A 22,956-nucleotide genomic window follows, 5' to 3' on the forward strand; every position below is an offset into this window, starting at 1 on the left:
GCGCACGGAAGACATGGGTCGAGGCCTCTTTCCCGGCAGGCACGTGCCGGACGATCCGAAGGAGAAGATGGAATATGAACGAGATTGTCCCTCTGGTCGAGAGGGGGAACACGAGTACGGCGGCTCAATGAGGAAAGCTCGAAGGGTTGTCACTGAGTGAATGCGAGCGAACTGACAGTCGTGGTGGTACCCGGGTTGAGGTCTACTCGCGAACCATCGGGCATCAGGAGTTCCGCGGTAGCGCCGGTGGGGACGGTGGTTGTCACCGACAGTTGCCCGTTGTCGAGGGACCATTCGATGGCCACGGGTCCGTACGGGGACTGATGTGAAGCTCGGGCCCACGTCAGATCTCCGCCGGGGCGGGGCTGGAACCGTGTCCGGCGCCAGCCGGGCTCGATGGGCTCGAGTCCGGCGATGGTGGAGTACATCCATCGGGCGACCGCGCCGAGGGCGTAGTGGTTGAAGGAGGTCATTTGGCCCGGGTTGATCGTGCCGTCCTCCTGCTGGCTGTCCCAGCGTTCCCAGATGGTGGTGGCTCCCTGGGTGATCGGGTAGAGCCAGGAGGGGCAGCCGCGTTCGAGCAGTTGGCGGTACGCCGTGTCGAGGGAGCCGGTGCGGGTGAGGGCTTCGGAGACCAGCGGGGTTCCGACGAAGCCGGTGGCAATCCGATGGCCTGCGGCTTCGACCAGTTCCCGTAGCCGATCGCCGGCGATGGTGAGCAGGTCCCCGTTGACCAGTTCCATGCAGATGAGCATCGCGTAACCGGTCTGCGACTCCTGGGCCAGACGGCCGTCTTTGTCGAGGTATCGGCTGCGGATGGCGGCGGCGACCTCGTCGGCGAGTCTTGCGTAGTGGTCGGCGTCCTCGGTGCGGCCGAGGACCTGAGCGGTCTTGGCCAGATGGCGGGCGGACCAGGCGAAGTAGGCGCTGGCCACCAGGTCGCGGTCGGTCATGGCCTCGGCTGGGTCTTCCGGCGGTGCGGAAGGGTCCAGCCAATCGCCGAGCTGGAAGTCCCCGGTCCACAGACGGTCGTCTCCGGCGCGGCGCTCGAGCAGATCCACCCATGCCTTCGCGCTGGGCCACTGCCGCTCGAGTACGGCCCGGTCAGCCGAGGCGAACCAGACATCCCAGGGGGTCAGCACGGCAGCGTCACCCCATGCAGCGCCCGGGCGGATGGGGGTCCACGTCTCCCGGCCCGGTACCACAGGTACGTACCAGGGCACGGTACCGTCATCCAGTTGTTCGGCGGACAGGTCCTTGAGCCAGGACGAGAGCATGCCCGTGGCGTCGAAGAGCGTCATCGCGGTGGGGGCGAAGACCTGGATGTCCCCGGTCCAGCCGAGCCTTTCATCGCGCTGCGGGCAGTCAGTGGGCACGTCGACGAAGTTGCCGCGCATGGACCACAGAACGTTCTCGTGCAGACGGTTCAGACCCGCATCGGAGCACTCGAACCAGCCGGTGCGCTCCATCGCCGAGTGGTAGACCCTCGCCTCCACCTCCAGAGCGTTCAGTACCGCCGGGGGCGCTGTCACTTCTGCGTAGCGGAACCCGTGGTACGTGAATCGCGGTTCCCAGGATTCAACCTGGTCCGTGGCAAAGGTGTAGCGATCGGTGGCCTTGGCCAGGCGCAGAGGCCGGACACAGAGCTCCCCGTCCTGCAGGACCTCCGCGTGGCGGAACACGATCGTCTCCCCAGGGACGCCGGGAGCACGGAAGGCCAGACGACCCACCACGTTCTGCCCGAAGTCCAGGATCGCCCGGTTCTCCTCCTTGCGGTCGACCGAGATCGGAGTGACGGTCAGCATGTGTCGTATGGGAGGCCCGTCTGGGGCCACCAGGGTGGCGGGATCCCGTTCGCCGGTGCTCACGCCCTCCCAGTCGGAGTCGTCGAAGCCGGGCTCCGACCATCCAGCCGGAATCTGGCGGGCGTCGAAGGTCTCGCCGTCGTAAATGCCCGAGAACAGAATGGGGCTCGGTGCTGACCGCCACTGGGCGTCCGTGGCCAGGATCTGCCGTGAACCGTCGGCGTAGTCCACCTCCAGCTGCGCCAGCAATGACAGATCGGATCCGTAGAGGTTGCGGTTGCCGCCGTTGAAGCCCAACCGTCCGCGGTACCAGCCATCACCCAACCATGCGCCCACAGCGTTGGTGCCGGTGCGCAGGCCCTGAGTGATGTCGTAGGTGAACACGCGCAGCCGCTGGCCGTAGACCGTCCACCCCGGCGCCAGGGCATCCTCTCCCATGCGGCTGCCGTTGAGCTCCAGCTCGAACAACCCGTGGGCAGTGACGTGCACCCGGGCGCGCACCACGCCGGGGCCGACCTCGAACTCACGTCGCAGGATGGAGGGCCGGCGATCGGATTCCGGGTCCTCGGGACGGTCGGCGGCAACGGGCACGGCCTCCCAATCGGCGGCTGTCAGACCGCGCTCGAGCAGGTAAGGGTCACTCCACGGTGAGGGATCCCCATCGTTTCCGCGCACGCGCACTCGCGCCACGACGGCCTGCCGTGGTTCCAGTGAGGCCCCGGGCCAGGGCACGTAAAGGGACTCGTTGCTCTCCACGGGACCGTGGACGGTCACAACGCTGCGGTCGAGGGCGTCACTGATCTCGACCTCATAAGCCTTCTGCTGCCAGTCGACCGGTGCATCGATCCACCAGGACAGACGGGGGCGATCCTCGCCAACGCCGAGACTGGCCTGCCCGATCCCTGGAGTCGAATGGTGATTCTCGAAACGGACACCTCGAACGGCGATTTCAGTATTCACTCTCATAGCACTTTCATTCGATGGTCAGGAATCGGCTGGTGGGATGGCGGCGGGTACTGCACAGCGCGTACCGCTGGCCTCTCACGACGCCGAAAAAGGGTCATGGCGGTCGATCGAAGGGGCAGACATGGCCCCCACCATGGGTTGTGAAGCTCGGTGCCCGGCTGACGCGACGGCGACAGCCGGGCACCCGTGGCGCGGGAGACCCCGGGGACGCCTTTGTGAACTACTCGCCCTGTGCGTAGGCCGAGTCCATCTGGGCCAACGCGTCCTCGACCGTGGTCTGGCCGCCGAGGAGCTCCTGAACCGCGGCGAAGTGGGCCTGCTGGACGCGGGCGTTGGGCCAGAGCTGGTCCATGAACGGGTCGGTCTTGCCCTCCTGCTGGTGCTCCTGCAGGACGGTGAGAGCTGGGTGCGTCTCGTACTCGTCGTTGGGGATGGCGGGCAGGGCGGCGTTCGTTTCGGCGTACAGGTTCATGCCTTCGGGGCTCTGGATGAAGTCGATGAACTTGAGGGCGTTCTCTTTGTTGTCCGAGGACGCGTTGACGGCGTACGCGGAGCCGGCAGCGCCGGCCATCCGGGTCTCTTCGGGGTCATCGGTGGCGGGCAGGGGCAGCATGTTGAGCTCGGTGCCCTCAGGTGCTTGATCGAGGATCTGGGGAACGGCGGAGTTCACCTGGACGACGCCGAGGGCCTCTCCTTGTGCCACCATCGACAGGCTGCGTTCGTAGTCGGTGCCCAGGGGGTTGTCCTGGAAGCACCCGGCGTCCTGCATCTCGAGGTACTGGTTCATCGCGTCTTCCCACCCGGAGTCGGCGAATGTCGCTTCGCCGGCGGCCATGTCCTGGGCGAAGTCGGGATTGGGGCCGTAGACGAGGGTGGGGGTGAGCGCGTAGTTGACCAGCTGGGTGACCCAGTTGGTCTGCGCGCCCAGCGCGAATGCCGTCTTACCGGCATCCTGTGCGGCCTGGCAGAATTCGAGGAGTTCGGTGCGGGTGGTCGGCGCGGTCAGGCCGGTCTCTTCCATGGCGGTGGTGTTGTAGACCGCCCCGATGCCGGAGAAAGAGATGGGTGCGCCGTAGACGGTTCCGTCGACCTCCATGACCTGCGCGACGCCTTCCGGAAGGTCCCCGACGTGGTCTGATATGTCGTCGACGAATCCGCCGCTGCCGACGGTGTCCACGGTCATGGGGTTGCCGGTGCCCGGCCACACGAACACGATGTCGGAGGCGGTGCCGGAGGAGAGCTGGGTGCGCGTCGTCGTCTGGTACTCGTCCAGGGAGGATGTCGTGTATTCGATGTTGATGTCGGGGTTGGCTTCCTCGAACGCCGGAACGACGACGTCGAGAGCCGCCTTCTCGTTGGACGTGGCGGCGAGGGTCAGCGTGTCTCCGTCCCCACCGCCGGCCTCGCCACCGCCACCGCAGCCGACGAGGAGGAAAGAGGTGGCGAGGGCAACGGGCGGGAAGATCTGTGTTGAACGCATGGTGATCGCTTTCTGTGGTTGAGAGATGCGCGGTGCAGGGGGGTGCGGAGCGCTGGTCAGCCCTTCAGGCCGCCGGCGAAGCCCTGGATGATCGTCTTCTGCATCAGGAAGTAGATGACGAGGATGGGTGTGATGGTGATGACGAGGCCAGCAAAGACGAGGTTCCACTGGGACACGTACTGGCTGACGAACGAGAACAGCGCGACCGGGACGGTCTGGTTGCCACTGCCGCTGAGGTAGAGCAACGGGGTGAGGAAGTCGTTCCAGACCTGGAGCACGTTGAGGATAACGACCGTGCCGGTAATCGGGCGCAGCAACGGAAAGACGACGCGCCAGAAGGCCTGGACGGATCCGCACCCGTCGATCGCGGCGGCCTCCTCGTACTCCGGGGGCAGCACCCGGATGAAACCGGTGTAGAGGAAAACGGAGAAGGGAATCTGCGAGCCGCCGTAGAAGAGGATCAGTGACCACGGCGAGCCCAGCAAACCCAGGTCCCGAACAGTCGTGTAGAGCGGAATGAGTGCCAACTGGAACGGCAGGAGCAGACCGACCATGAACCCGTAGAAAGCCCACCTGGACCAGCCGCGTGCTACGCGGGCCAGGCAGTAGGCGGCCATTGCGGAGACGACGACGATCAGTGTGACGCTGACGACTGTCACAAAGCCACTGGTCAGCAAGGCCCGACCGAGGGAGGCCTGCTGCCAGGCGTCGACGTAGTTCTGGAACGTGATGTCTGTGACCGGAGCCAGCGGAGAGCTCTGATCATCGGTGCGCTTGAATGAGAGGTTGATGAGAACGTAAAGCGGCACGAAGAAGAGAGCGGTGACCCCGAGCATGAGCAGCTCGATCCCCAGCGTGCGGCCGGTATAGCGATTCACTTGGAACCTCCTTGGCGGGAGAGCAGGCCGTACTGGGCACCCGAAAGAACCGTGACGAAAATGGTGAGGACGAGTGCCATGGCGATGCCGTAGCCGAAGTCGCCGAACTGGAAGGCGTTCTTGTAGATCATCGTGGACATCGTGTCGGTGGCCGTGCCGGGCCCGCCACCGGTCATGACCCACACCTGGTCGAAGAGCTTCAGGCCACCAATGATCGACAGCATGAGATTGATGGTGATGGCCGGGGCCAGTTCGGGACGGATGATCGACCAGAAGCGACGAAACGCCCCGGCCCCATCCACATGCGAGGCCTCGAGGATCTCCTGGGGCACACCCTGCAAGGCTGCAAGAAAGATGACCATCGAATAGCCGGCGAACTGCCAGACGACAACACCGACGATCGCCCACAGCGCGATGTCCGAGTCGCCGAGCCAGTTCTGCTGAAGCGATCCCAGGCCGACCGCGCCGAGCAACTGATTGAGAGCTCCATCAGGGGTGTACATGAAGCGCCACAGATATGCGGTCGCCACAGGAGTCACCACCGCCGGGGCGAAGAGGACCACCCTGAGGACGTTACGACTTTTGATCTTCGTATTCACCCCCAGAGCCAGCAAAAGCCCGATGAGGTTCTGGATGATGACGACTCCAGCAGCGATGAGCAGGGTGTTGATAATCGCACCGTATGCGCCAGGGTCGGCGAGAATGCGGCGGAACTGCGCCAGGCCTACGAAGTCGCGGTCGGCGGAGAGTCCGTCCCAGTTCGTGAAGGCGAAGGCCGTGCCCTGGAGACTCGGCCACACCACCACGAAGAGATACAACGCGGTTGCAGGCGCGAGGAACCACCACGGTACTCGACCGGCCACCCCGTTCTTGCGGCGAGTTCGGCGCGGAGCAGTCTCCCGGGCGTGGGCTGCAGCCGACATCCGAGCTTCAGCCGCCTGCACGACAGGTTCCTGCTCCGTGTGATGTTGCTGAGGAATAGGCGGTGCCATCGTCGATGCTCCGATCTGAGTCGTTTCAAATTGAAACGTTCCCACAGCTACCTCAGAGTGTCAATGGTCACATTTTATGACATTGCCGTCCGGGTCCGGCGCTGGCGCGGACCATGCGTGTCCCGGTGGCGCGAGGGACTGCACGACCCCTCCGGGCGACATCGTCGTCGGCAGGTTGAGGTGCTGCAGCGACAGCCCTGGGTGGTGGCTCTGCCCGGTCATTCGCCCTGGGTGGACAACCATAAACCCTGCCATCGCTGGGTTCACGCGTTCATCAACAACCGTCACACCCGGTGGGTGCGTCGATCGGTATGGGCGGCGGCCCTGCATCAGCTTCTCTTCGAGGCAGATCGCCCAGCTGTCATACTCCAACCTGGGGGCGTCCCTGTCCTGTTCTGTGGCCCTCCTCCGTGGCTCACCATTGACGTGATAAGCATCACTGGATAGACTTATGAAACGATTCATATATTTGGTGACGGCATCGTGTCGGCCACCAGAGTTGTATCCCACAGCCGTCTCCCACAGCCGTCTCCCACGGAAGATGTGAAATACATGCCTGTTCTCGACGACATCGCGCCTCAGCTGGCCGCCCAGGCCATCGAGCTGCCCTCATGGGCGTTCGGCAACTCCGGGACCCGGTTCAAGGTCTTCTCCACCCCGGGCACCCCGCGCACGATCCAGGAGAAGATCGCTGACGCGGCCACGGTGCACCGATTCACCGGGCTGGCCCCGACGGTGGCGCTGCACATCCCGTGGGACCAGGTGGACGACTACGCCGCCCTGGCGCGGTACGCGAGTGACCAGGGCGTGGCTCTGGGCACGATCAACTCCAACACCTTCCAGGACGAGGACTACAAGTTCGGCTCCCTGACCCACTCGGACCCCACGATCCGGCGGAAGGCGGTCGACCACCACCTGCGGTGCCTGGAGATCATGGCCGCCACCGGGTCGCGGGACCTGAAGATCTGGCTGGCCGACGGGTCGAACTACGCCGGCCAGCAAGACATGCGCGGGCGCCAGGACCGGCTGGCGGAGTCGCTGGCGGAGATCTACGCCCAGGTCGGGGCCGAGCAGCGGTTGGTGCTGGAGTACAAGTTCTTCGAGCCGGCGTTCTACCACACCGACGTCCCGGACTGGGGCACGGCCTGCGCCCAGGTCACCGCCCTCGGGGAGCGGGCGCTGGTGTGCCTGGACACCGGCCACCACGCTCCGGGCACCAACATCGAGTTCATCGTGATGCAGCTGCTGCGGCTCGGGAAGCTCGGCTCCTTCGACTTCAATTCCCGCAACTACGCCGACGACGACCTCATCGTGGGGGCGGCGGACCCGTTCCAGCTCTTCCGCATCATGGTCGAGGTCGTCCGCGGCGGCGCCCTGGACCCGGCCTCGAGTGTGGCCTTCATGCTCGACCAATGCCACAACGTGGAGGAGAAGATCCCCGGTCAGATCCGCTCGGTGCTCAACGTCCAGGAGATGACCGCCCGCGCCCTGCTGCTGGACCGCGCGGCCCTGACCGCCGCGCAGGAGGCCGGGGACGTGCTCGGCGCCCACCAGGTGCTGATGGACGCCTTCTACACCGACGTCCGCCCCGCCCTGGCCGCCTGGCGGGAGTCCCGGGGCCTGCCGGCGGAGCCGATGGCCGCCTACGCCGCCTCTGGCCACCAGCAGCGCCTGGCCGCCGAGCGGATCGGCGGCACCCAGGCCTCCTGGGCCTCCTGAGCCCGACCGCGTCCTCCCCGACCGACCTCACCAGATCTCCCCGAACCTGATCTCTCCGACGAGGAGCACCCTGTCATGAACGCCCAGCACACCGCAGCCCAGCAGACCGCCCAGGACACCGTGGCGGACCTGATCGCCCGCTCCAACCGGCTCGGCGCGGACCCGAAGAACACCAACTACGCCGGCGGGAACACCTCCGCCCAGGGCACCGCCACGGACCCGGTGACCGGTGAGAACATCGAACTGCTGTGGGTCAAGGGCTCCGGCGGGGACCTCGGCACCCTGACCGAGAATGGTCTGGCCACGCTGCGCCTGGACCGGGTCCGTGCGCTGACCGGCGTCTACCGCGGGGTCGAGCACGAGGACGAGATGGTCGCGGCCTTCGACTACTGCCTGCACGGCAGGGGCGGGGCCGCGCCGTCGATCGACACGGCCATGCACGGGCTGGTCGACGCCGCCCACGTGGACCACCTGCACCCGGACTCCGGGATCGCGGTGGCCACCGCCGCCGACGGCGAGCGGCTCACCGGCGAGATCTTCGGTGGGAAGGCCGTGTGGGTGCCCTGGCGCCGCCCCGGCTTCCAGCTGGGCCTGGACATCGCGGCGGTCAAGGAGGCCAACCCGGAGGCCGTCGGCTGCATCCTGGGCGGCCACGGGATCACCGCCTGGGGCGACACCAGCGAGGAGGCCGAACAGAACTCGCTGTGGATCATTCGCACCGCCGAGGCCTACATCGACCAGCACTCTTCGGACGAGCCCTTCGGCCCCGCCCTGCCCGGCTGCGGGGCCCTGCCGGAGGCGCAGCGCCGGGCCAAGGCCGCGGCCCTGGCCCCGGTGATCCGCGGGCTGGCCTCCTCGGACCGGGCGCAGGTGGGCCACTTCACCGACGACGCCCGGGTGCTGGAGTTCCTGGCCGCCGCCGAGCACCCGCGCCTGGCCGCACTCGGCACCTCCTGCCCGGACCACTTCCTGCGCACCAAGGTCAAGCCCCTGGTCCTGGACCTGCCCGCCGGCGCCCCGGTCGAGGACTCGATCGCGCGGCTGAAGGAGCTGCATGAAGCCTACCGCGCCGACTACCAGGCCTACTACGACCGCCACGCCACGGCCGACTCGCCGGCCATCCGCGGGGCGGACCCGGCGATCGTGCTGGTCCCCGGGGTCGGGATGTTCTCCTTCGGCAAGGACAAGCAGACCGCCCGCGTCGCCGGGGAGTTCTACCTCAACGCCATCAACGTCATGCGCGGGGCCGAGGGGATCTCCCGCTACGCCCCGATCGACGAGGCCGAGAAGTTCCGCATCGAGTACTGGGCCCTGGAGGAGGCCAAGCTGGCCCGCATGCCGCAGCCGAAGCCGCTGGCCACCCGGATCGCCCTGGTGACCGGTGCGGCCTCCGGGATCGGCAAGGCCATCGCCACCCGCCTGGCCGCCGAGGGCGCCTGCGTGGTGATCGCCGACCTCGACCCCGAGAAGGCCCGGGCCGCGGCCGCGGAGCTCGGCGGCCCGGACGTGGCCGTCGGGGTCGCCGTCGACGTCTCCGACGAGGCCGCCGTGCAGGCGGCGATCGCTGAGTCCGTCCTGGCCTTCGGCGGGCTGGACCTGGTGGTCAACAACGCCGGGCTGTCCCTGTCCAAGCCGCTGCTGGAGACCACCGAGGCCGACTGGGACCTGCAGCACGACGTCATGGCGAAGGGCTCCTTCCTGGTGTCCAAGAACGCCGCCCGGGTGCTGATCGCCCAGGAGCTGGGCGGGGACATCGTCTACATCTCCTCGAAGAACTCGATCTTCGCCGGCCCCAACAACATCGCCTACTCCGCCACCAAGGCCGACCAGGCCCACCAGGTCCGGCTGCTGGCCGCCGAACTGGGCGAGCACGGCATCAAGGTCAACGGCATCAACCCCGACGGCGTGGTGCGCGGCTCCGGGATCTTCGCCGGCGGCTGGGGCGCCAAGCGCGCCGCGGTCTACGGCGTGCCGGAGGAGGAGCTGGGGGCGTACTACGCCCAGCGCACCCTGCTCAAGCGGGAGGTGCTGCCCGAGAACGTCGCCAACGCGGTGTTCGCCCTGTGCACCGCCGACTTCTCCCACACCACCGGGCTGCACGTGCCCGTCGACGCCGGCGTGGCCGCCGCCTTCCTCCGGTGAGCCCGGTGCGCACCACCGCGGCGGTCGCCGCCGTCGACCTCGGAGCCACCAGCGGGCGGGTGATCCTCGGGGGCCTCGCGGACGGGCGGCTCCGGATGCGCCCCGTCGCCCGCTTCCCCAACCAGCCCGTGCGCCTGCACGAGGGGCACCGGGCCGGGCTGCACTGGAACATCACCGAGCTCCACCGGTCCCTGACCGCCGGGCTGGCCCAGGCCTTGCGGGGGGACGAGGACGTCGTCTCCGTCGGGGTCGACTCCTGGGCGGTGGACTACGCCTTGCTGCGGGACGGCCGGATGCTCGGGGTGCCCTACCACTACCGGGACGAGCGCACCGCCGCCGGGGTGGCCGCCGTGCACGGGCAGGTCGGCCCCGAGGAGCTCTACGCCCGCAACGGCCTGCAGCACCTGCCGTTCAACACCGTCTTCCAGCTGGCCGCCGACCGGGTCGCGGGCACGCTCGACCTGGCCGACCGGGCGCTGCTGATCCCGGACCTCATCGCCTACTGGCTCACCGGGCAGGAGGTGACCGAGGCCACCAACGCCTCCACCACCGGCCTGCTCGACGCCCGCACCCGGCAGTGGGACACCGGGCTGCTGGCGGAGCTGGGACTCGCCCGGGAGCTGCTCGCCCCCGTCGTCGCCCCCGGCACCACCATCGGGTCGCTGCTGCCGGCGGTGGCGGCCGACCTGGGCGCCGGCCCCGGGCTGCCGGTCACCGCCGTGGGCTCCCACGACACCGCCTCGGCGGTGGCCGCGGTGCCGAGCACCGCCGAGGACGCGGCCTTCATCTCCTCCGGGACCTGGTCCCTGGTCGGCATCGAGCTGGAGGCCCCGGTGCTCACCGAGGAGAGCCGGGCGGCGAACTTCACCAACGAGGGCGGCGTGGACGGTCGGGTGCGGTACCTGAAGAACGTCTCGGGGCTGTGGCTGCTCACCGAGTCCATGCGCACCTGGGACGGGCCCGGGGCCACCGACGCCCAGCGCAGCAGCGACCTCGCGGCCCTGCTCGCCGAGGCCGCCGCGGTCACCCGCCCGGTGCCGGTCTTCGACGCCACCGACGACCGCTTCACCGCTCCCGGGGACATGCCCGCCCGCATCACCGCCTGGTGCCGCGAGCACGACCTCGAGCCCCCGCGCACCCGCGCCGAGGTGGTGCGCTCCATCCTGGAGTCCCTGGCCGCGGCCTACGCCACCACCATCGAGCAGGCCGAGCGGCTCTCCGGGCGGCCCATCCGCACCGTGCACGTCGTGGGCGGCGGATCGCAGAACGCCCTGCTGTGCCAGCTCACCGCCGACCGCACCGGCCGCCCCGTCCACGCCGGACCGGTCGAGGCCACCGCGATCGGCAACGTCCTGGTCCAGCTGCGGGCCGCCGGGGTCGTCCCCGGTTCCCTGGAGGCCCTGCGGGACATCGTGGCCAGGACCGCCGAACCCGTCCGCTACGTCCCGCGGGTGCTCAGCCCCGCCCGCCGGCCGTAGCCGGACCCGGCCGGATCCTGCGCCGCGGTGGTGTGCCGCGCCAGGGGGCGGACCATGAGGGCGCTCCGGGTGAAGGCGCCGGCGAGCGCCGCCGGCGCCGCGAGGGCGGCCGGCAGCGCCAGGCCCGGCCTGCCGGAACCGCCGGCCGGCGGTTCCGGCCGGTGCACCGGTCCTGGGCCACGGCCCTGTCCAGGCGGCACTCAGTGCGGCCTCCTACAGTTCGAGGCTGACGTCCGGAGTGCCGCGGCGTCCCGGAAGAAGCCCGAACGATCGAGGACCTGCATGCCGACCTCCCCTCATGCGCTGCCGTCGTTCCGGACGCTGCCCCGATGGTGCCGGCTGGCCGTGACGCTGGGCGTCGTGCTCGCCCTGCTCGTGGCGGCCACGGTGTCGGCCACCGCGGTGCGCTTCGCGCGGCTGGCCGCCGACATCGACACGGTCGAGCTGACGCGGGAGGAGACGGCGGCACCCGCGAGCACAGCGGCCGGGCGCGGGGTCAATGTGCTGGTGGTCGGCTCGGACGCCCGGGACGACGATCCGCTGATGGGGGACCGGGCCGACTCCATGGTCCTGGTCCACCTCAGCGAGGACCGCTCCCGGATCGATGCGATCCAGATCCCTCGTGACACCGTGCTGGACCTCCCCGCCTGCGCCGAGGACCTCGACGACGTGTACTCCGGCTACTACGGCATGATCAACGGTGCGCTGGGTGCAGGGGCCGGATGCCTCGTCACGGCGGTGGAGTCGTTGAGCGGTGTGTCCCTGGACCACTTCCTCGAGCTGCGCTTCGAGGGCTTCGCCCGCATCGTCGACTCCCTGGACGGGCTCCCGGTGGACCTGCCGGAGTCGCTCTTCGACCCGAAGGCGGAGCTCGACCTCCCGGCCGGTGAGCAGGTCCTGGACGGGGACCAGGCGCTGGCCTGGTCCCGGACGCGCTACAGCATCGGGGACGGCAGCGACATCGCGCGCATGGGCAACCAGCAGACGGTGATGCACACGGTCGTGGACCGCGTCAGGGACCGGAAGCTGCTCACGCACCCCCGGCGGGCCCATGCGTTCCTGGACGCCGTGACCTCGTCGGTGCGCACCGACACGGACCTGGCCCGGGTCGGCACCATGGCGAGGCTGGGGGCGGGTCTCGCCCGCGTTCCCCAGGAGAACATCAGCATCGAGACCATGCCGTGGGAGCCGGACGTCCACGACCTCAACAGGGTGGTCCCCGCGGCGGAGGCGGAGGAGATCTTCCAGGCCCTGTCGGCGGACGTGCCCGCCCTGGACCGTCCCGCACCGCCGTCCGGAGGATGGGCGCCCGCAGCGGACTTCTGAGGCCGGCCGGGACGGACGGGGCCGGGGCCCGGACGACGGGGCTGGGGCTCGGACGCCGGCCTCAGACCGAGCAGCAGCCGGTGACCTCGTCCTCCGAGAGGCGGCGCTCGCCCACGTAGAACAGCACGGAGCCCCCCGGCAGCGGGGTCTCCCACCCGGGGACGAGCAGCGCGCCGTCGTGCTGGACGGCGAGCACGGTGGCGCCGAAACCGCGGCCCATGGCCTCCTGGACCCGCCCGAAGCCCGTGCCGGCCAGCCCCGCGGGCAGCCGGATGCTGTAGGTGTTGCGCCCGCCGTGGGTCATGAGCTCGGTGTACACCGCGGCGATGCCCGGGTCCTGCAGCTCCTCGGTCGCCAGGCGCGGCGAGTGCCACTGCACGCACCGCACGTCGTCGTCGACGTAGGAGAAGTTCCGGGCCCGGCCCATGTCGCGCAGCGTCACGACGACGTGGGCGTCCGGGTTCACGTGCGTGACCGCCACGGTGAGCGTGAGCGCCTCGTTGTCGTCGCGCGCGTCGACGAGAACCCGTGCCGCGCGGTGCACGCCCGCCCGGCGCAGCACGGCCTCGTCGGCGAGATCGCCACGGACGAACCCGACGCCGGGGTGCTCGGGCATCGGGTGCTGCGGCACGTCCTCCCACGCGCACAGCACGATCGACCCGGTGCCGTCCCCGGTGAGCTCCTGGACGAGCCGTTCGGTGCGGCCGGGCGTGTAGCCGAGGATGACCAGGTGGTCCGACATGCCGAGGTCAATCCGGCCCTTCATGCGCTGTCCCTTTGCGTTCTCGATCGCGGTGGCGATCCTGGTGAAGATGATGGTCAGCGTGGCGATGCCGCCGACGATGACGTACACGCCGACCAGGTGGCCGCCGGGAGTGGTGGGGAAGAAGTCGCCGTAGCCCACGGTGGAGGCCGTCACCAGGAACCACCACCAGTAGTTCTCCGCGGCGGTGATCGTGTTCTCGGGCGGTTCCGCCCAGGCCATCAGGGGCCAGCTGGTGAGGAAGACCGTGGCGATGAGCAGCAGCGGCAGCCCCCAGGCCCGCAGACGGCCGAGCCGGCGGACCAGGCGGAACAGGATGAACGGCACCGGTGGTCTCCTGTCTGGTCGTGGGCACCCTCAGAGACCTTACGCCGGTCCGCGCCGGCGGCAACCAGTGCGCGCCCGGCGGTCTCAGCCGGCCGAGCGGCCCAGCCGCTGCCCGTGGTGGAGGTGCCCCGGGACCGTGCCGGTCAGCACGGTCTCCGCGAGCGCCTCGCCGAGCGCGGGAGCCTGCTTGAACAGGTTGTGCCCGGCCAGGGCGGTGAGCCCGTCCTCGGACCAGACGCCCACACCGTCGTCGCCCCACGGCAGCCGGGTGACCCAGCAGTGCACGTGGTCGACCGGATGCGGGTCCAGGCCGGGCAGGGCGCGCCGCACGTAGGCCGCGGTCCGGTCGGCCAGGGCGGCGAGCTCGGCGGGATCGGCGAGGCCGCCGCCCGGGTGGGCGGGCGTGTCCGCGCTGAGCCCCACCGAGTAGTGCCGGCCGTCCGGGTACGGCGCGGCGTACACGCCCGTCTCCCCGAAGGCCCCGCTGCCGTCCTGGAAGGTCGGGAGGCCGCGGCCGGTGCCGGGGGCGGCACTGCCGGGGCCTGCGCCCCCGGTGGTTGCCGGCCCGGGGGCCAGTGCGAAGCCGAGGCGGACGTGCGCGCCGACCTCCACGGGCAGGTCGAGCCCCGCTCCGCGGGCCAGCGGCGCGGTGCCCCGGCCGGCGCACAGCAGCACGTGGTCGTAGGTCTGGCAGCTGGTCCCGGTGCGCACCTCCACGGCCCCGCCGTCCGTGCGCCGCACCGAGAGCACGTGCTCGCGCAGCATCGCCTCCTCGAGCCGGTGCACCAGCGCCGCGACGGCGGCGAGGGTGCGGATGGCGCCGCCGTGGACGTCGAGCATCGCGGGGCCGGTCCAGTCGGCCAGCAGCGGCAGACGGTCGTGGAGCTCCCCGGGGGAGAGGCGCCGCACGGGGACGTCGGCGAACGGCTCCAGGGCGCGCAGCTTGTCCTCGACCCCGTCCCCGATCGCCACGGCGCCGTCGGGGGAGACCAGCTCGACGCCGAACTCCTGCTCCCACTCCCGCCACAGGGCCCGGCTGCGGGCGACGAGCGCCACCAGGCGGGGGTCGTCGTGGGCGTGCCGGAAGATCCGGCCCTGTCCGGCGGACTGCCCGCCGCCGGGCGGCCCGGACTCGTACAGGGTGACGTCGGCGCCGCGCGCCCGCAGGACGTGGGCGGCGGCGAGGCCCACGATGCCCGCCCCGACCACGGCCGTGCGCGTCACCGCGGCGCTCCGGGAACGCTGGTCATGCCGTTCGGGTGCTCCGCGGTCCGAGTGCTCAGCCGTCCTGCTCGGGGTCGGTGCTCTCGCCGAGGATGTCGTCCAGGGCCTCCCGCACGGCCTGCCGGGTGGCCAGGCGCACGCTCGCGGCGCCCTGCTTGTCCGCGGTGTCGGCGTCGGCGATGTTGCTGCGCTCCTCACGCTCCTGCTCCAGGGCGTGGTCGCGGGCGGAGCGGATACGGTCCATGATCTCGTTGGCTTCCATGGCTCCATCCCATCACGGACGTCCGGCATTGAACAGGGGGCTGATCATTCTCCCCGGGTCACCGGGCCCGCCGCCGGGTCCGCGGCGGCGTCCTCCTTCAGCTCGGGCGCTCCGCCGCCGACCATGACCACGGCGCTCGCGGCCACCACCAGGCCCATCCCCACGAGCTGCAGGCCCGTGAGCGCCTGGCTGAGCACCAGGAGCCCCGCGAGCGCGGCGACCGCGGGCTCCAGGCTCAGCAGGATCCCGAAGACCTTGGGCGGGATGGCCCGCAGCGCCAGCAGCTCGAGGGAGTAGGGGACCACGGAGGAGAGCATCGCGATCCCCACCCCGGCGCCCAGTACGCCCCACGTCAGGGCCGGGGCGTGCGCGGTGAGCACGCCCACCGGGGTGACCAGGACGGCGGCCACGACCAGGGCCACGGCGAGACCGTCCAGCCGGTCGAAGTGCCGGCCCGCGGACCGGCTGCCCAGGATGTAGGCGGCCCAGCCCGCCCCGGCGAGCGCCGCCCAGGCGATGCCGGCGAGGTCGAGCTCCGCCCACGGCACGGTGAGGGCCTGGGAGATGAGCACGATCCCGCACAGGGCCGCCGCCACGGCGACGATGTCGCGGGCGCGCCGGGAGAGCACCGCGGACAGGGTGAGGGGGCCCAGGAACTCGATGGTCACGGCCACGCCCAGGGGCAGGGTGGCCAGGGACTGGTAGAACGCGAAGTTCATGCCCGCCAGGGCCGCCCCGAAGGACAGGCCGGAGCGCCACGCCGCCCGGCTGCGCCCGCGCAGCCGCGGCCGGATGACGGCCAGCATGATCGCCGCGCTGATGAGTAGCCGCATGGTCACCGTGGCGGACGCCCCGATCAGGGGCACCAGGACGGCGGCGAGGGCCCCGCCGAACTGGACGGAGACGACGGCGGCCAGCACGAAGACGGTCGGCCGCAGCCTGGGACTGCGGGCGGGAGCGAGGGTGGTCACCCGTTCAGGGTAGGGCTCCGCCGCGGTTGCTCCGTCACCGGCGGTGCGCGAGGGCCACCGCGCCGTGCACCGGGTCGCGCTCGAGCACCCGCAGCTCCCCGAGACCGCGGGCCGCGGCGGCCTCCCGCAACCGGCGCCGCAGCAGCGGCTGGTGCCGTGCCAGGCCACCGCCCACCACTACCGGGCCGGCCAGTTCCAGGCGCCGGGACACGGTGGCGGCGAGGTCGGCCAGCGCGCCGGCCGCGCGGTCCACCAGCTGCAGGGCGTCGTCGTCGTGCGGCGCGGCCTCGAAGACGACCCGGGAGAGCCCGGCCCAGAACCCGCGGTCCGCGCCGCCGTGGAACCGCTCGATGAGCGCGCCGGGCTCGGTGAGCCCGCAGCGCGCCAGTACGGCCCGGTCCAGGGCGTCGGGCCGCAGCCCGTCGTCGAGCCGGGCGAGGGCGCGGCGCACGAGCTCGCGGCCCAGCCAGTAGCCGCTGCCCTCGTCGCCCAGCAGGTGCCCCCAGCCGCCGGCGCGGGCCTCCCGGCCGTCCGGGGCGGCGCCCCAGGCGGCGGAGCCGGTGCCGGCGATGACCGCGATGCCGGTGCTGCACCCGCCGGCGGCCAGGACCAGCCGGGTGTCGTGCACGACGACGATCCGCGCCGACCCCGTGTGCGCGGCGACGAGCGTGCGCAGCGCCTCGGCGTCCGCGGGCGTGTCGACGCCGCCGGCCCCCGCCACGACCACGTCCGCGGCGCCGGCCCCCAGCTCACCGAGGACGCCCGCCAGGGCGCGGGAGGCCTCCTCGGGACTGACGTTCTGCACGTTCGCGCTGCCGCCGACCGCCTCCTGCACCGGGTGGCCGTCCTCGACCCGCAGGCCGTGGGTCGTGGTGCCGCCGATGTCGAGGCCGATGAGGATGCTCATGGGCCCATCCTGCCGTGCACGGCCGCGCCGGCCCAGGGCACGACGACGCCCGACCGGGTGCCGGTGCGAACCGGCCCGATCGGGCGTCGTGGACCGTGTCCGGTCAGGCCGCGAGGGCCAGGGGCGCGGGGCGCAGACGGCAGCCCTCGAAGGAGAACAGCCGGCGGACGCCGGTGCCGGCCTCGAGGATCCACAGGACCCCCAGGGGGTGCGAGACCTGCCCCACGGTGCCGACGCAGCTCTCGTAGAACTCGTCCCAGATCTCGAGCCGGTCGCCGGGCCGGATCTGGTTCAGGTCGGTCATCCACTTCTCAGCAGCGGTCATGACGCCACCTCCCATCTTGGTTTTCGTCATCGGGTCCTTCCATGGTGCACTGTCCCGGGCGCCCCGTGCGGCCGCCCCGATTTGACAAACCGCCCGGACGTCTTGACCTTCGTCACACCCCCGTCCGGTCGGCAACCTGCACCGGTTGTCCGAGGGGTGTCGGGGGCGGCGTTCTGTGACGGCCGTCCCGGCCGCGGGCGTGAACAACAACACGTCGTGAATTCGTCGTCGCAGGCCGTCATCCGTGTCGCGGGCGCCGGCCGGCGCCCGCGCTGTGACGGGTCCATGCATGGATCTCCCATGCATGGACCACCAGGCCCGGCGCCTCTAGGGTCGAAGGCGGAGGTGGACCATGAGCGCAACGGAATGCAGCACCGAGCGGGGCGGCGAGGACGTCGTTCCCCTCCCCGAGGGCGCCCCGCACCGGGCCGGCACCGTCCCGGACGCCGTCTGCGATTCCGCCGGCGCGGCGTGAGCGGGACGGGCCTGCAGGCGCTCCTGGCCGCGGCACCGGTGCTGGTGGTGCTGGTCCTCATGACCGCGGCCGGCTGGTCGGCCGCACGGGCGGGGCTGGTGACCGCGGTGGTCACGCTGGTGCTGGCCGTGACCGCGTTCGGCTTCGGCGGGGCCGCCGACCCGTTCACCGCGTGGTCCGGATCCGCGGGAGTGCTGGCCGAGGCGTCCTTCATCGCCCTCACCGTGATCGGCATCATCGGCCCGGCCCTGGGGATCCACCACCTGCAGCAACGCACGGGCGCGGCCCTGCGGCTGCGCTCCGGGCTGGCACGGCTGCACCCCGACCCCCGGCTGGGCGCGCTCCTCGTGGCGTGGTTCTTCGCGCTGTTCCTCGAGGGGGCCGCCGGGTTCGGGACACCGGTGGCCCTCGCCGCCCCGTTCCTCGTGGCCGCCGGAATGCCGCCTTTGCACGCCGTCTCGGCGGCCATGATCGGGCACGCCGCCGGCGTCTCCTTCGGCGCCGTGGGCACACCGGTGCTGGCCCAGACCGCGCTGGTCGACGTCACCGGGGCCGAGCTGGCCCGCGCCACCGTGCCCTACCACGTGATCCTCGGCGGCGTCCTGATGACCGCGGTGGTGCTCACCATCGGCCGCGCCTTCGGCGACACCCGCGGACTGTGGTCCTGGGGCGCGCTCGCGGCCGCCGCCTTCCTGGTGCCCTACGGGCTCATCGCCTTCTTCGTCGGCCCCGAGCTGCCGACCCTGGGCGGGGCCCTCGTTGGGTTCTCCGTGTTCGCGCTGGTCCTCGTGCGGCGCCGCGGCCGGGTGGGTGCGGGTGCGGGGCCCGGTGCCGCGACCCCTGCTGCGCCCCGCGCCGTCCCCGGCGCGGAGCCGGTGGAGGGCCGGGAGCTGCCGATGGTGCTGGCGGCCGCCCCGTACCTGGTGCTGGTGGCGCTGGTGCTGGTCACCCGGCTGGTCCCGCCGCTGCGGGACGCCCTGCGGGACGTCGTGCTCGAGTGGGGGACGGGCACGGGCTTCTCCGGCAGCGTGCAGCCGCTGTTCCACCCGGCCGTGCTGCTGACGGCGGCCTTCGTCGCCGGTGCCCTCCTCCAGCGGGCGCCCGGCCGGGACGTCCTCGGCGCCTTCGTGGCGGCCACCCGTCAGCTGGGCCCCGTGCTGGTGGCGCTGGTCGCGATGGTCACCATCGCCCGCACGATGTCCCACGCGGGGATGACCGACGAACTGGCCTACGCCGCGGCCGGCGCCGGCGCCGCCTGGCCGCTGGTGGCCCCGGCCGTCGGGGCGTTCGGGACCTTCGTCACCGGATCGGCGACCGCCTCCAACGTGCTCTTCACGGAGCTCCAGGCCACCACCGCCGAGGCGGTGGGGCTGCCCGTGCTGCCGCTGCTCGGGGCGCAGGGGTTCGGCGCCGCGGTCGGCAACCTCATCTGCCCCCACAACATCGTGGCCGCCGTGGCCACCGTGGGCCTCACCGGCCAGGAGGGCCGGGTGCTGCGCTCCACGTTCCCCACCGCCATGGTCTACGTGGTCCTCGGCGGGGTGCTGGCACTGCTGCTCGCCCGGTGAGACCGTCCCGGCTGCCGCCGCGGCGCCGGGACGCCCCGGAGCGTGCCCGGGCACCGCGGTGGCAGCCCCCGCCGAGCTCAGCCGGCCGGTTTCTGCGGGTCGTCCGGGGCGGTCTGCTCCCGCAGGCGCCGGTCGAAGAACGCGACGATCCGGCGCCGGGCGTCCAGGGCGGCCGGGTCGTCGTAGGCGGTGCCGCTGAACCGGCCGAGCACCCGCAGCGCCGGGGAGAGGTCCTCGGGGTAGTGGTCGTTCATGAAGCCGTGGCCCATGCCGGGGTAGATCCTGATGTCGTGCTCCACCCCGGTCTCCGTGAGGATGCCCTCCAGGCGCCGGCCGGCGTCAGCGCCCAGGGGCGTGGTGTCCGCCCCGCCTCGACGTCGTCGAACGTGCGCCCCCGGCGGGCGCCGATGTCCTTCATGACCGTGCGCAGGCAGCGGAGCCGGCTGCCCCGGTGGATGAGGTCCGGGGCGACCGCCGGGAACTCCTCGCCCGCCAGCCGGTCCGCCTGGTGGCGCAGGTCCTGGCTCATCCCGGTGAAGTCGTGCACGAGCACCACACCGGGCCAGGGCCCGGGCCGCCGGGCACCGCCACGTGCACGGGCATCCGCCCGAGGTCCGTGGCGACGACGGCGTCGCTCATGACCGCTCAGGCCTGCCGGGCGTGCACGGCCTCGGCGGCACCGGACGCCACGAGCCGGCGGCGGTAGGACATGCCGCCGACCAGCGCCACCACGAACAGCACCGACATGGCGATGAACAGCGGCCACGGGCCGAACTGGTAGATCAGCGGCACCGAGGCCGCGGTGATCAGCCCGCCGCCGAAGAACGGTTCGAAGAACAGCTGCTTGTAGCCGAAGGCCTCCATCGCCGGGCTCTCGTCGTGCGGGTCGGCGATGCGCATGAGGATGAGGCCGGTGGCGGTCACGCCCATGGACTGGCCGAAGTCCGCGATGCCGCGCTCGAGCCAGTAGTCGGGGATGATCTTCGGCACGAACAGGATCAGGAAGCCGGTGCAGAAGACGATGCCGGCCACGGACAGGATCAGGAACGTCTCCCAGTTCGCGGCGATCGCGGTGAGGGACAGGGTCGCGATCGCGGCGAGGATCAGGAAGTCGAGGGCGATGCCCTGGATGCGCAGCATCATCTGGTGGTCCAGCAGATGGCCGATGCCTCGCCGGTCCATGACCAGCTGCACCACCACGCCGCCCAGCATGGCGAGCGGGAAGAGGGGCACGAACGCGAGCAGCTCCACGGTGTCCGCCCACAGGGCCTGCTCGATCCACTGCAGGGCCGTGAGGATGAGGTAGCCGATGAGGATGGCGATGCCCACCACGGCCACGTGCAGGGTGAGCGGCTCGATCGAGGCCGGCCGGGAGGTCATCATGGCCGCGGGGATGTTCTCGTCCCGGCGGTAGAGGCCCTTCTGCTCCTCGATGGACTGCTCCACGTTGGTCCTGATCACCTTGGTGCGCCCGGTCCGCACGCCCCAGTTGATGACGGCGATCCCGATGACGATGCCGCCCACCAGGCCGACGGTGGCCATGCCCAGGGCCAGGTCCGCGCCCTCGGCGAAGCCGAGCTCCTCCATCACGGGCCGCATCCCGGCCGCGGTGCCGTGGCCGCCCTCGAAACCGATCTCGATCAGGGCGCCGGCCATGGGGGAGATCCCGAACAGCGGACCGAGGACCGCGATGACCAGCAGCAGCCCGATGACGTACTGGCCGGAGCCGAAGGCGAGACCCACCGACAGCTGCGGGCCGGCGAGCCGGGCGACTCGCCGCGGGCCGGGGATGGACGCCCCGAGGAAGAGCGTCGCGAAGACCACGCTGATGAGCAGGCTGGGGAGCGCGGACCAGACCTCGAGGATCTCCGGGGTGAAGACGCCCCCGTCCGCGAGCCAGCCGACTCCGGCGGCCTCCCCGAGCCGGCCCAGGACCTGGGGGCCGGCCAGCAGGGTGAGGAAGCCCGCGATGATGGAGCTGGGCAGGAAGATCTTCTGGATCCACCGCACCCGGACCCGCAACCACTTCCCCACGAGGAACAGTGCTGCCAGCAGGATCAGGGCGAAACCAACGTGGTCGGGGCTCATGGTGGGGCTCCTGGGTCGAGGCTCGGGCGGTCGGGCCAGTCTACGCAGGAGTGGCCGACGGCACATCCGGGACCGTGGGGGCCGGCGTCCGCCCCGGTACCCTGGCAGGCGTCCCCTCTTCCACGCGCCCACTTCCGCCCGCCGTCTCCCACGGCACTCTCCCACCGCCCCCTCCCACCGTCCCCTCTCACCGCCCAGGAGCACCTGTGACGCCCTCCTCGCCCCCGGACCGTCCCTCGACACCGCCGGCCACCACGGCCACCGCCACGCCGACCGCCACGACGACCGCCGGCGGGGAGGTCCGCCGCAGCATCCCGGGCAACGTGGTGCGCGGCGCGCTCATCGGCGTGGTCGAGACCGTCCCCGGGGTCAGCGGCGGCACCGTGGCGCTCGTGGTCGGCATCTACGACGAGCTCATCAACTCCGCGGGGCACGTGGTGTCGGCCGGCAAGCGGGCGCTGCTCGGACCCGACCGCTCCGCCGGGGTGCGGCACCACCTGGGCCGGGTGCACTGGCGGATCGTGGTGCCCGTGGTGATCGGGATGGTGGCGGCCCTGCTCACCGTGGCCGGCCCGATGAGCCACCTCGTGGAGGAGTACCCCGTCACCATGCGGGCGCTGTTCTTCGGCATGGTCCTGGCCTCCGTCGGGGTGCCCCTGCGCCTGGCGGGCGGGGCCCTGCGGATCCGGGACGCGGCCGTGGTGGCGCTCGCGGCGGCGATCGCATTCGTGCTCGTGTCCATCCCGCCCACCACGGTGGCGCCAGCGCCGCTGCTCATCGTGCTCGCGGCCATGGTCGCGGTGTCCGCGCTGCTGCTGCCCGGGCTCTCCGGCTCCTTCCTGCTCCTGACGATCGGGCTCTACCAGCCGACGCTGCGGGCCGTCGACGAGCTCGACCTCGGCTATCTGTCCCTGTTCTTCCTCGGCGCCGCCCTGGGCATGGTGGTCATCGTCAAGGGCCTGCAGTGGCTCCTCGACCACCACCACCGCGTCACCATGCTGGCGCTCACGGGGCTCATGCTCGGCGCCCTGCGCACCCTGTGGCCGTGGCAGCTCGAGGACCGCACACTGCTCGCCCCCGAGGGGGACTGGTGGGTGCAGCTGCTCGCGGCCGCGGCCGGCTGCGTCGTCGTCCTCGCCCTGCTGGCCGTCGACGCCCGCACCCGGGCGCGCACCGGGCACGGCTCCCCGGAGGAGCTCGCCGGCGTCGAGTCCGGCGACGACGCCGCGGACGGCGCCCGGTAGACGGTCCCCGGCCCGC

21 protein-coding genes are annotated in these 22,956 nt (G+C 71.4%); 7 read left to right on the forward strand and 14 right to left on the reverse strand.

From position 1 onward, the window contains the following. Window positions 1-149 precede the first annotated feature (149 nt). The 4 genes from ABD220_RS14320 to ABD220_RS14335 all read right to left on the reverse strand — a co-directional run bounded on the left by ABD220_RS14320 (window position 150) and on the right by ABD220_RS14335 (window position 6,073). Complete coding sequence (locus tag ABD220_RS14320; RefSeq protein WP_344123658.1) at window positions 150-2,765, reverse strand: family 78 glycoside hydrolase catalytic domain; 2,616 nt, start codon at window positions 2,763-2,765, stop codon at window positions 150-152. A 226-nt stretch (window positions 2,766-2,991) separates the two neighbouring features. Then, on the reverse strand, window positions 2,992-4,251 hold the full coding sequence (locus ABD220_RS14325) for an ABC transporter substrate-binding protein (RefSeq protein WP_344123660.1): 1,260 nt from the start codon (window positions 4,249-4,251) through the stop codon (window positions 2,992-2,994). 56 nt (window positions 4,252-4,307) lie between these two features. Further along, complete coding sequence (locus ABD220_RS14330; protein ID WP_344123661.1) at window positions 4,308-5,129, reverse strand: carbohydrate ABC transporter permease; 822 nt, start codon at window positions 5,127-5,129, stop codon at window positions 4,308-4,310. After that, window positions 5,126-6,073, reverse strand: a complete 948-nt coding sequence (locus ABD220_RS14335; RefSeq protein ID WP_344123663.1) for a carbohydrate ABC transporter permease — start codon at window positions 6,071-6,073, stop codon at window positions 5,126-5,128. The genes ABD220_RS14330 and ABD220_RS14335 overlap by 4 nt, the downstream gene beginning before the upstream one ends. Before the next feature lie 600 nt (window positions 6,074-6,673). Here ABD220_RS14335 and rhaI point away from each other — a divergent pair. The 3 genes from rhaI to ABD220_RS14350 all read left to right on the forward strand — a co-directional run bounded on the left by rhaI (window position 6,674) and on the right by ABD220_RS14350 (window position 11,460). Then, the gene (gene rhaI / locus ABD220_RS14340; protein WP_344123664.1) at window positions 6,674-7,840 is read left to right on the forward strand and encodes an L-rhamnose isomerase; all 1,167 of its coding nucleotides are present in this window, start codon (window positions 6,674-6,676) and stop codon (window positions 7,838-7,840) included. Window positions 7,841-7,915: 75 nt separating this feature from the next. After that, entirely contained in the window at window positions 7,916-9,982 is a 2,067-nt protein-coding gene (locus ABD220_RS14345) for a bifunctional aldolase/short-chain dehydrogenase (protein WP_344123665.1), read from the forward strand. A gap of 5 nt (window positions 9,983-9,987) precedes the next feature. Further along, the gene (locus ABD220_RS14350; protein WP_344123667.1) at window positions 9,988-11,460 is read left to right on the forward strand and encodes a rhamnulokinase; all 1,473 of its coding nucleotides are present in this window, start codon (window positions 9,988-9,990) and stop codon (window positions 11,458-11,460) included. Here the strand turns inward: ABD220_RS14350 and ABD220_RS14355 are convergent. Next, the gene (locus ABD220_RS14355; RefSeq protein WP_344123669.1) at window positions 11,421-11,627 is read right to left on the reverse strand and encodes a hypothetical protein; all 207 of its coding nucleotides are present in this window, start codon (window positions 11,625-11,627) and stop codon (window positions 11,421-11,423) included. The genes ABD220_RS14350 and ABD220_RS14355 overlap by 40 nt on opposite strands. Window positions 11,628-11,742: 115 nt before the next feature. On the opposite strand from ABD220_RS14355, the gene ABD220_RS14360 reads away from it, so the two are divergent. Then, window positions 11,743-12,786: an LCP family protein gene (locus ABD220_RS14360; RefSeq protein ID WP_344123671.1), complete on the forward strand. Its 1,044-nt coding sequence runs from the start codon at window positions 11,743-11,745 to the stop codon at window positions 12,784-12,786. 61 nt (window positions 12,787-12,847) lie between these two features. Here ABD220_RS14360 and ABD220_RS14365 read toward each other — a convergent pair whose 3' ends face one another. The 6 genes from ABD220_RS14365 to ABD220_RS14390 all read right to left on the reverse strand — a co-directional run bounded on the left by ABD220_RS14365 (window position 12,848) and on the right by ABD220_RS14390 (window position 17,595). Further along, window positions 12,848-13,876, reverse strand: a complete 1,029-nt coding sequence (locus tag ABD220_RS14365) for an ion channel (RefSeq protein WP_344123672.1) — start codon at window positions 13,874-13,876, stop codon at window positions 12,848-12,850. 84 nt (window positions 13,877-13,960) lie between these two features. Next, the gene (locus tag ABD220_RS14370) at window positions 13,961-15,100 is read right to left on the reverse strand and encodes an NAD(P)/FAD-dependent oxidoreductase (RefSeq protein ID WP_344123674.1); all 1,140 of its coding nucleotides are present in this window, start codon (window positions 15,098-15,100) and stop codon (window positions 13,961-13,963) included. A 55-nt stretch (window positions 15,101-15,155) separates the two neighbouring features. Continuing rightward, the gene (locus tag ABD220_RS14375; protein WP_344123675.1) at window positions 15,156-15,362 is read right to left on the reverse strand and encodes a hypothetical protein; all 207 of its coding nucleotides are present in this window, start codon (window positions 15,360-15,362) and stop codon (window positions 15,156-15,158) included. 44 nt (window positions 15,363-15,406) lie between these two features. After that, window positions 15,407-16,333 carry an EamA family transporter gene (locus ABD220_RS14380; RefSeq protein ID WP_344123676.1) on the reverse strand — a complete coding sequence of 309 codons (927 nt, stop codon included), beginning with the start codon at window positions 16,331-16,333 and terminating at the stop codon, window positions 15,407-15,409. Between the two features lie 34 nt (window positions 16,334-16,367). Continuing rightward, on the reverse strand, window positions 16,368-17,240 hold the full coding sequence (locus ABD220_RS14385) for an N-acetylglucosamine kinase (RefSeq protein ID WP_344123677.1): 873 nt from the start codon (window positions 17,238-17,240) through the stop codon (window positions 16,368-16,370). A gap of 103 nt (window positions 17,241-17,343) precedes the next feature. Beyond that, window positions 17,344-17,595 carry a hypothetical protein gene (locus tag ABD220_RS14390; protein WP_344123678.1) on the reverse strand — a complete coding sequence of 84 codons (252 nt, stop codon included), beginning with the start codon at window positions 17,593-17,595 and terminating at the stop codon, window positions 17,344-17,346. Window positions 17,596-17,917: 322 nt separating this feature from the next. Here ABD220_RS14390 and ABD220_RS14395 point away from each other — a divergent pair, with 322 nt between their 5' ends. Both ABD220_RS14395 and ABD220_RS14400 read left to right on the forward strand, forming a co-directional pair. Then, entirely contained in the window at window positions 17,918-18,040 is a 123-nt protein-coding gene (locus ABD220_RS14395) for a hypothetical protein (RefSeq protein ID WP_344123679.1), read from the forward strand. Continuing rightward, entirely contained in the window at window positions 18,037-19,608 is a 1,572-nt protein-coding gene (locus ABD220_RS14400; RefSeq protein ID WP_344123680.1) for an L-lactate permease, read from the forward strand. Before ABD220_RS14395 ends, ABD220_RS14400 begins: the two co-directional genes overlap by 4 nt. 77 nt (window positions 19,609-19,685) lie before the next feature. On the opposite strand, the gene ABD220_RS14405 is transcribed toward ABD220_RS14400, so the two are convergent. The 3 genes from ABD220_RS14405 to ABD220_RS14415 form a co-directional block, all read right to left on the reverse strand. Continuing rightward, the gene (locus ABD220_RS14405; RefSeq protein ID WP_344123682.1) at window positions 19,686-19,907 is read right to left on the reverse strand and encodes a dienelactone hydrolase family protein; all 222 of its coding nucleotides are present in this window, start codon (window positions 19,905-19,907) and stop codon (window positions 19,686-19,688) included. Then, entirely contained in the window at window positions 19,859-20,137 is a 279-nt protein-coding gene (locus ABD220_RS14410; protein WP_344124780.1) for a hypothetical protein, read from the reverse strand. The genes ABD220_RS14405 and ABD220_RS14410 overlap by 49 nt, the downstream gene beginning before the upstream one ends. A gap of 116 nt (window positions 20,138-20,253) precedes the next feature. Beyond that, the gene (locus tag ABD220_RS14415) at window positions 20,254-21,696 is read right to left on the reverse strand and encodes a sodium/glutamate symporter (protein WP_344123684.1); all 1,443 of its coding nucleotides are present in this window, start codon (window positions 21,694-21,696) and stop codon (window positions 20,254-20,256) included. Between the two features lie 206 nt (window positions 21,697-21,902). Between ABD220_RS14415 and ABD220_RS14420 the strand changes: the two genes are divergently transcribed. Continuing rightward, entirely contained in the window at window positions 21,903-22,940 is a 1,038-nt protein-coding gene (locus ABD220_RS14420; protein ID WP_344123686.1) for a DUF368 domain-containing protein, read from the forward strand. The last annotated feature ends 16 nt before the right edge of the window (window positions 22,941-22,956 follow it).

The organism is Kocuria aegyptia (assembly GCF_039530085.1).
Classification (GTDB): domain Bacteria; phylum Actinomycetota; class Actinomycetes; order Actinomycetales; family Micrococcaceae; genus Kocuria; species Kocuria aegyptia.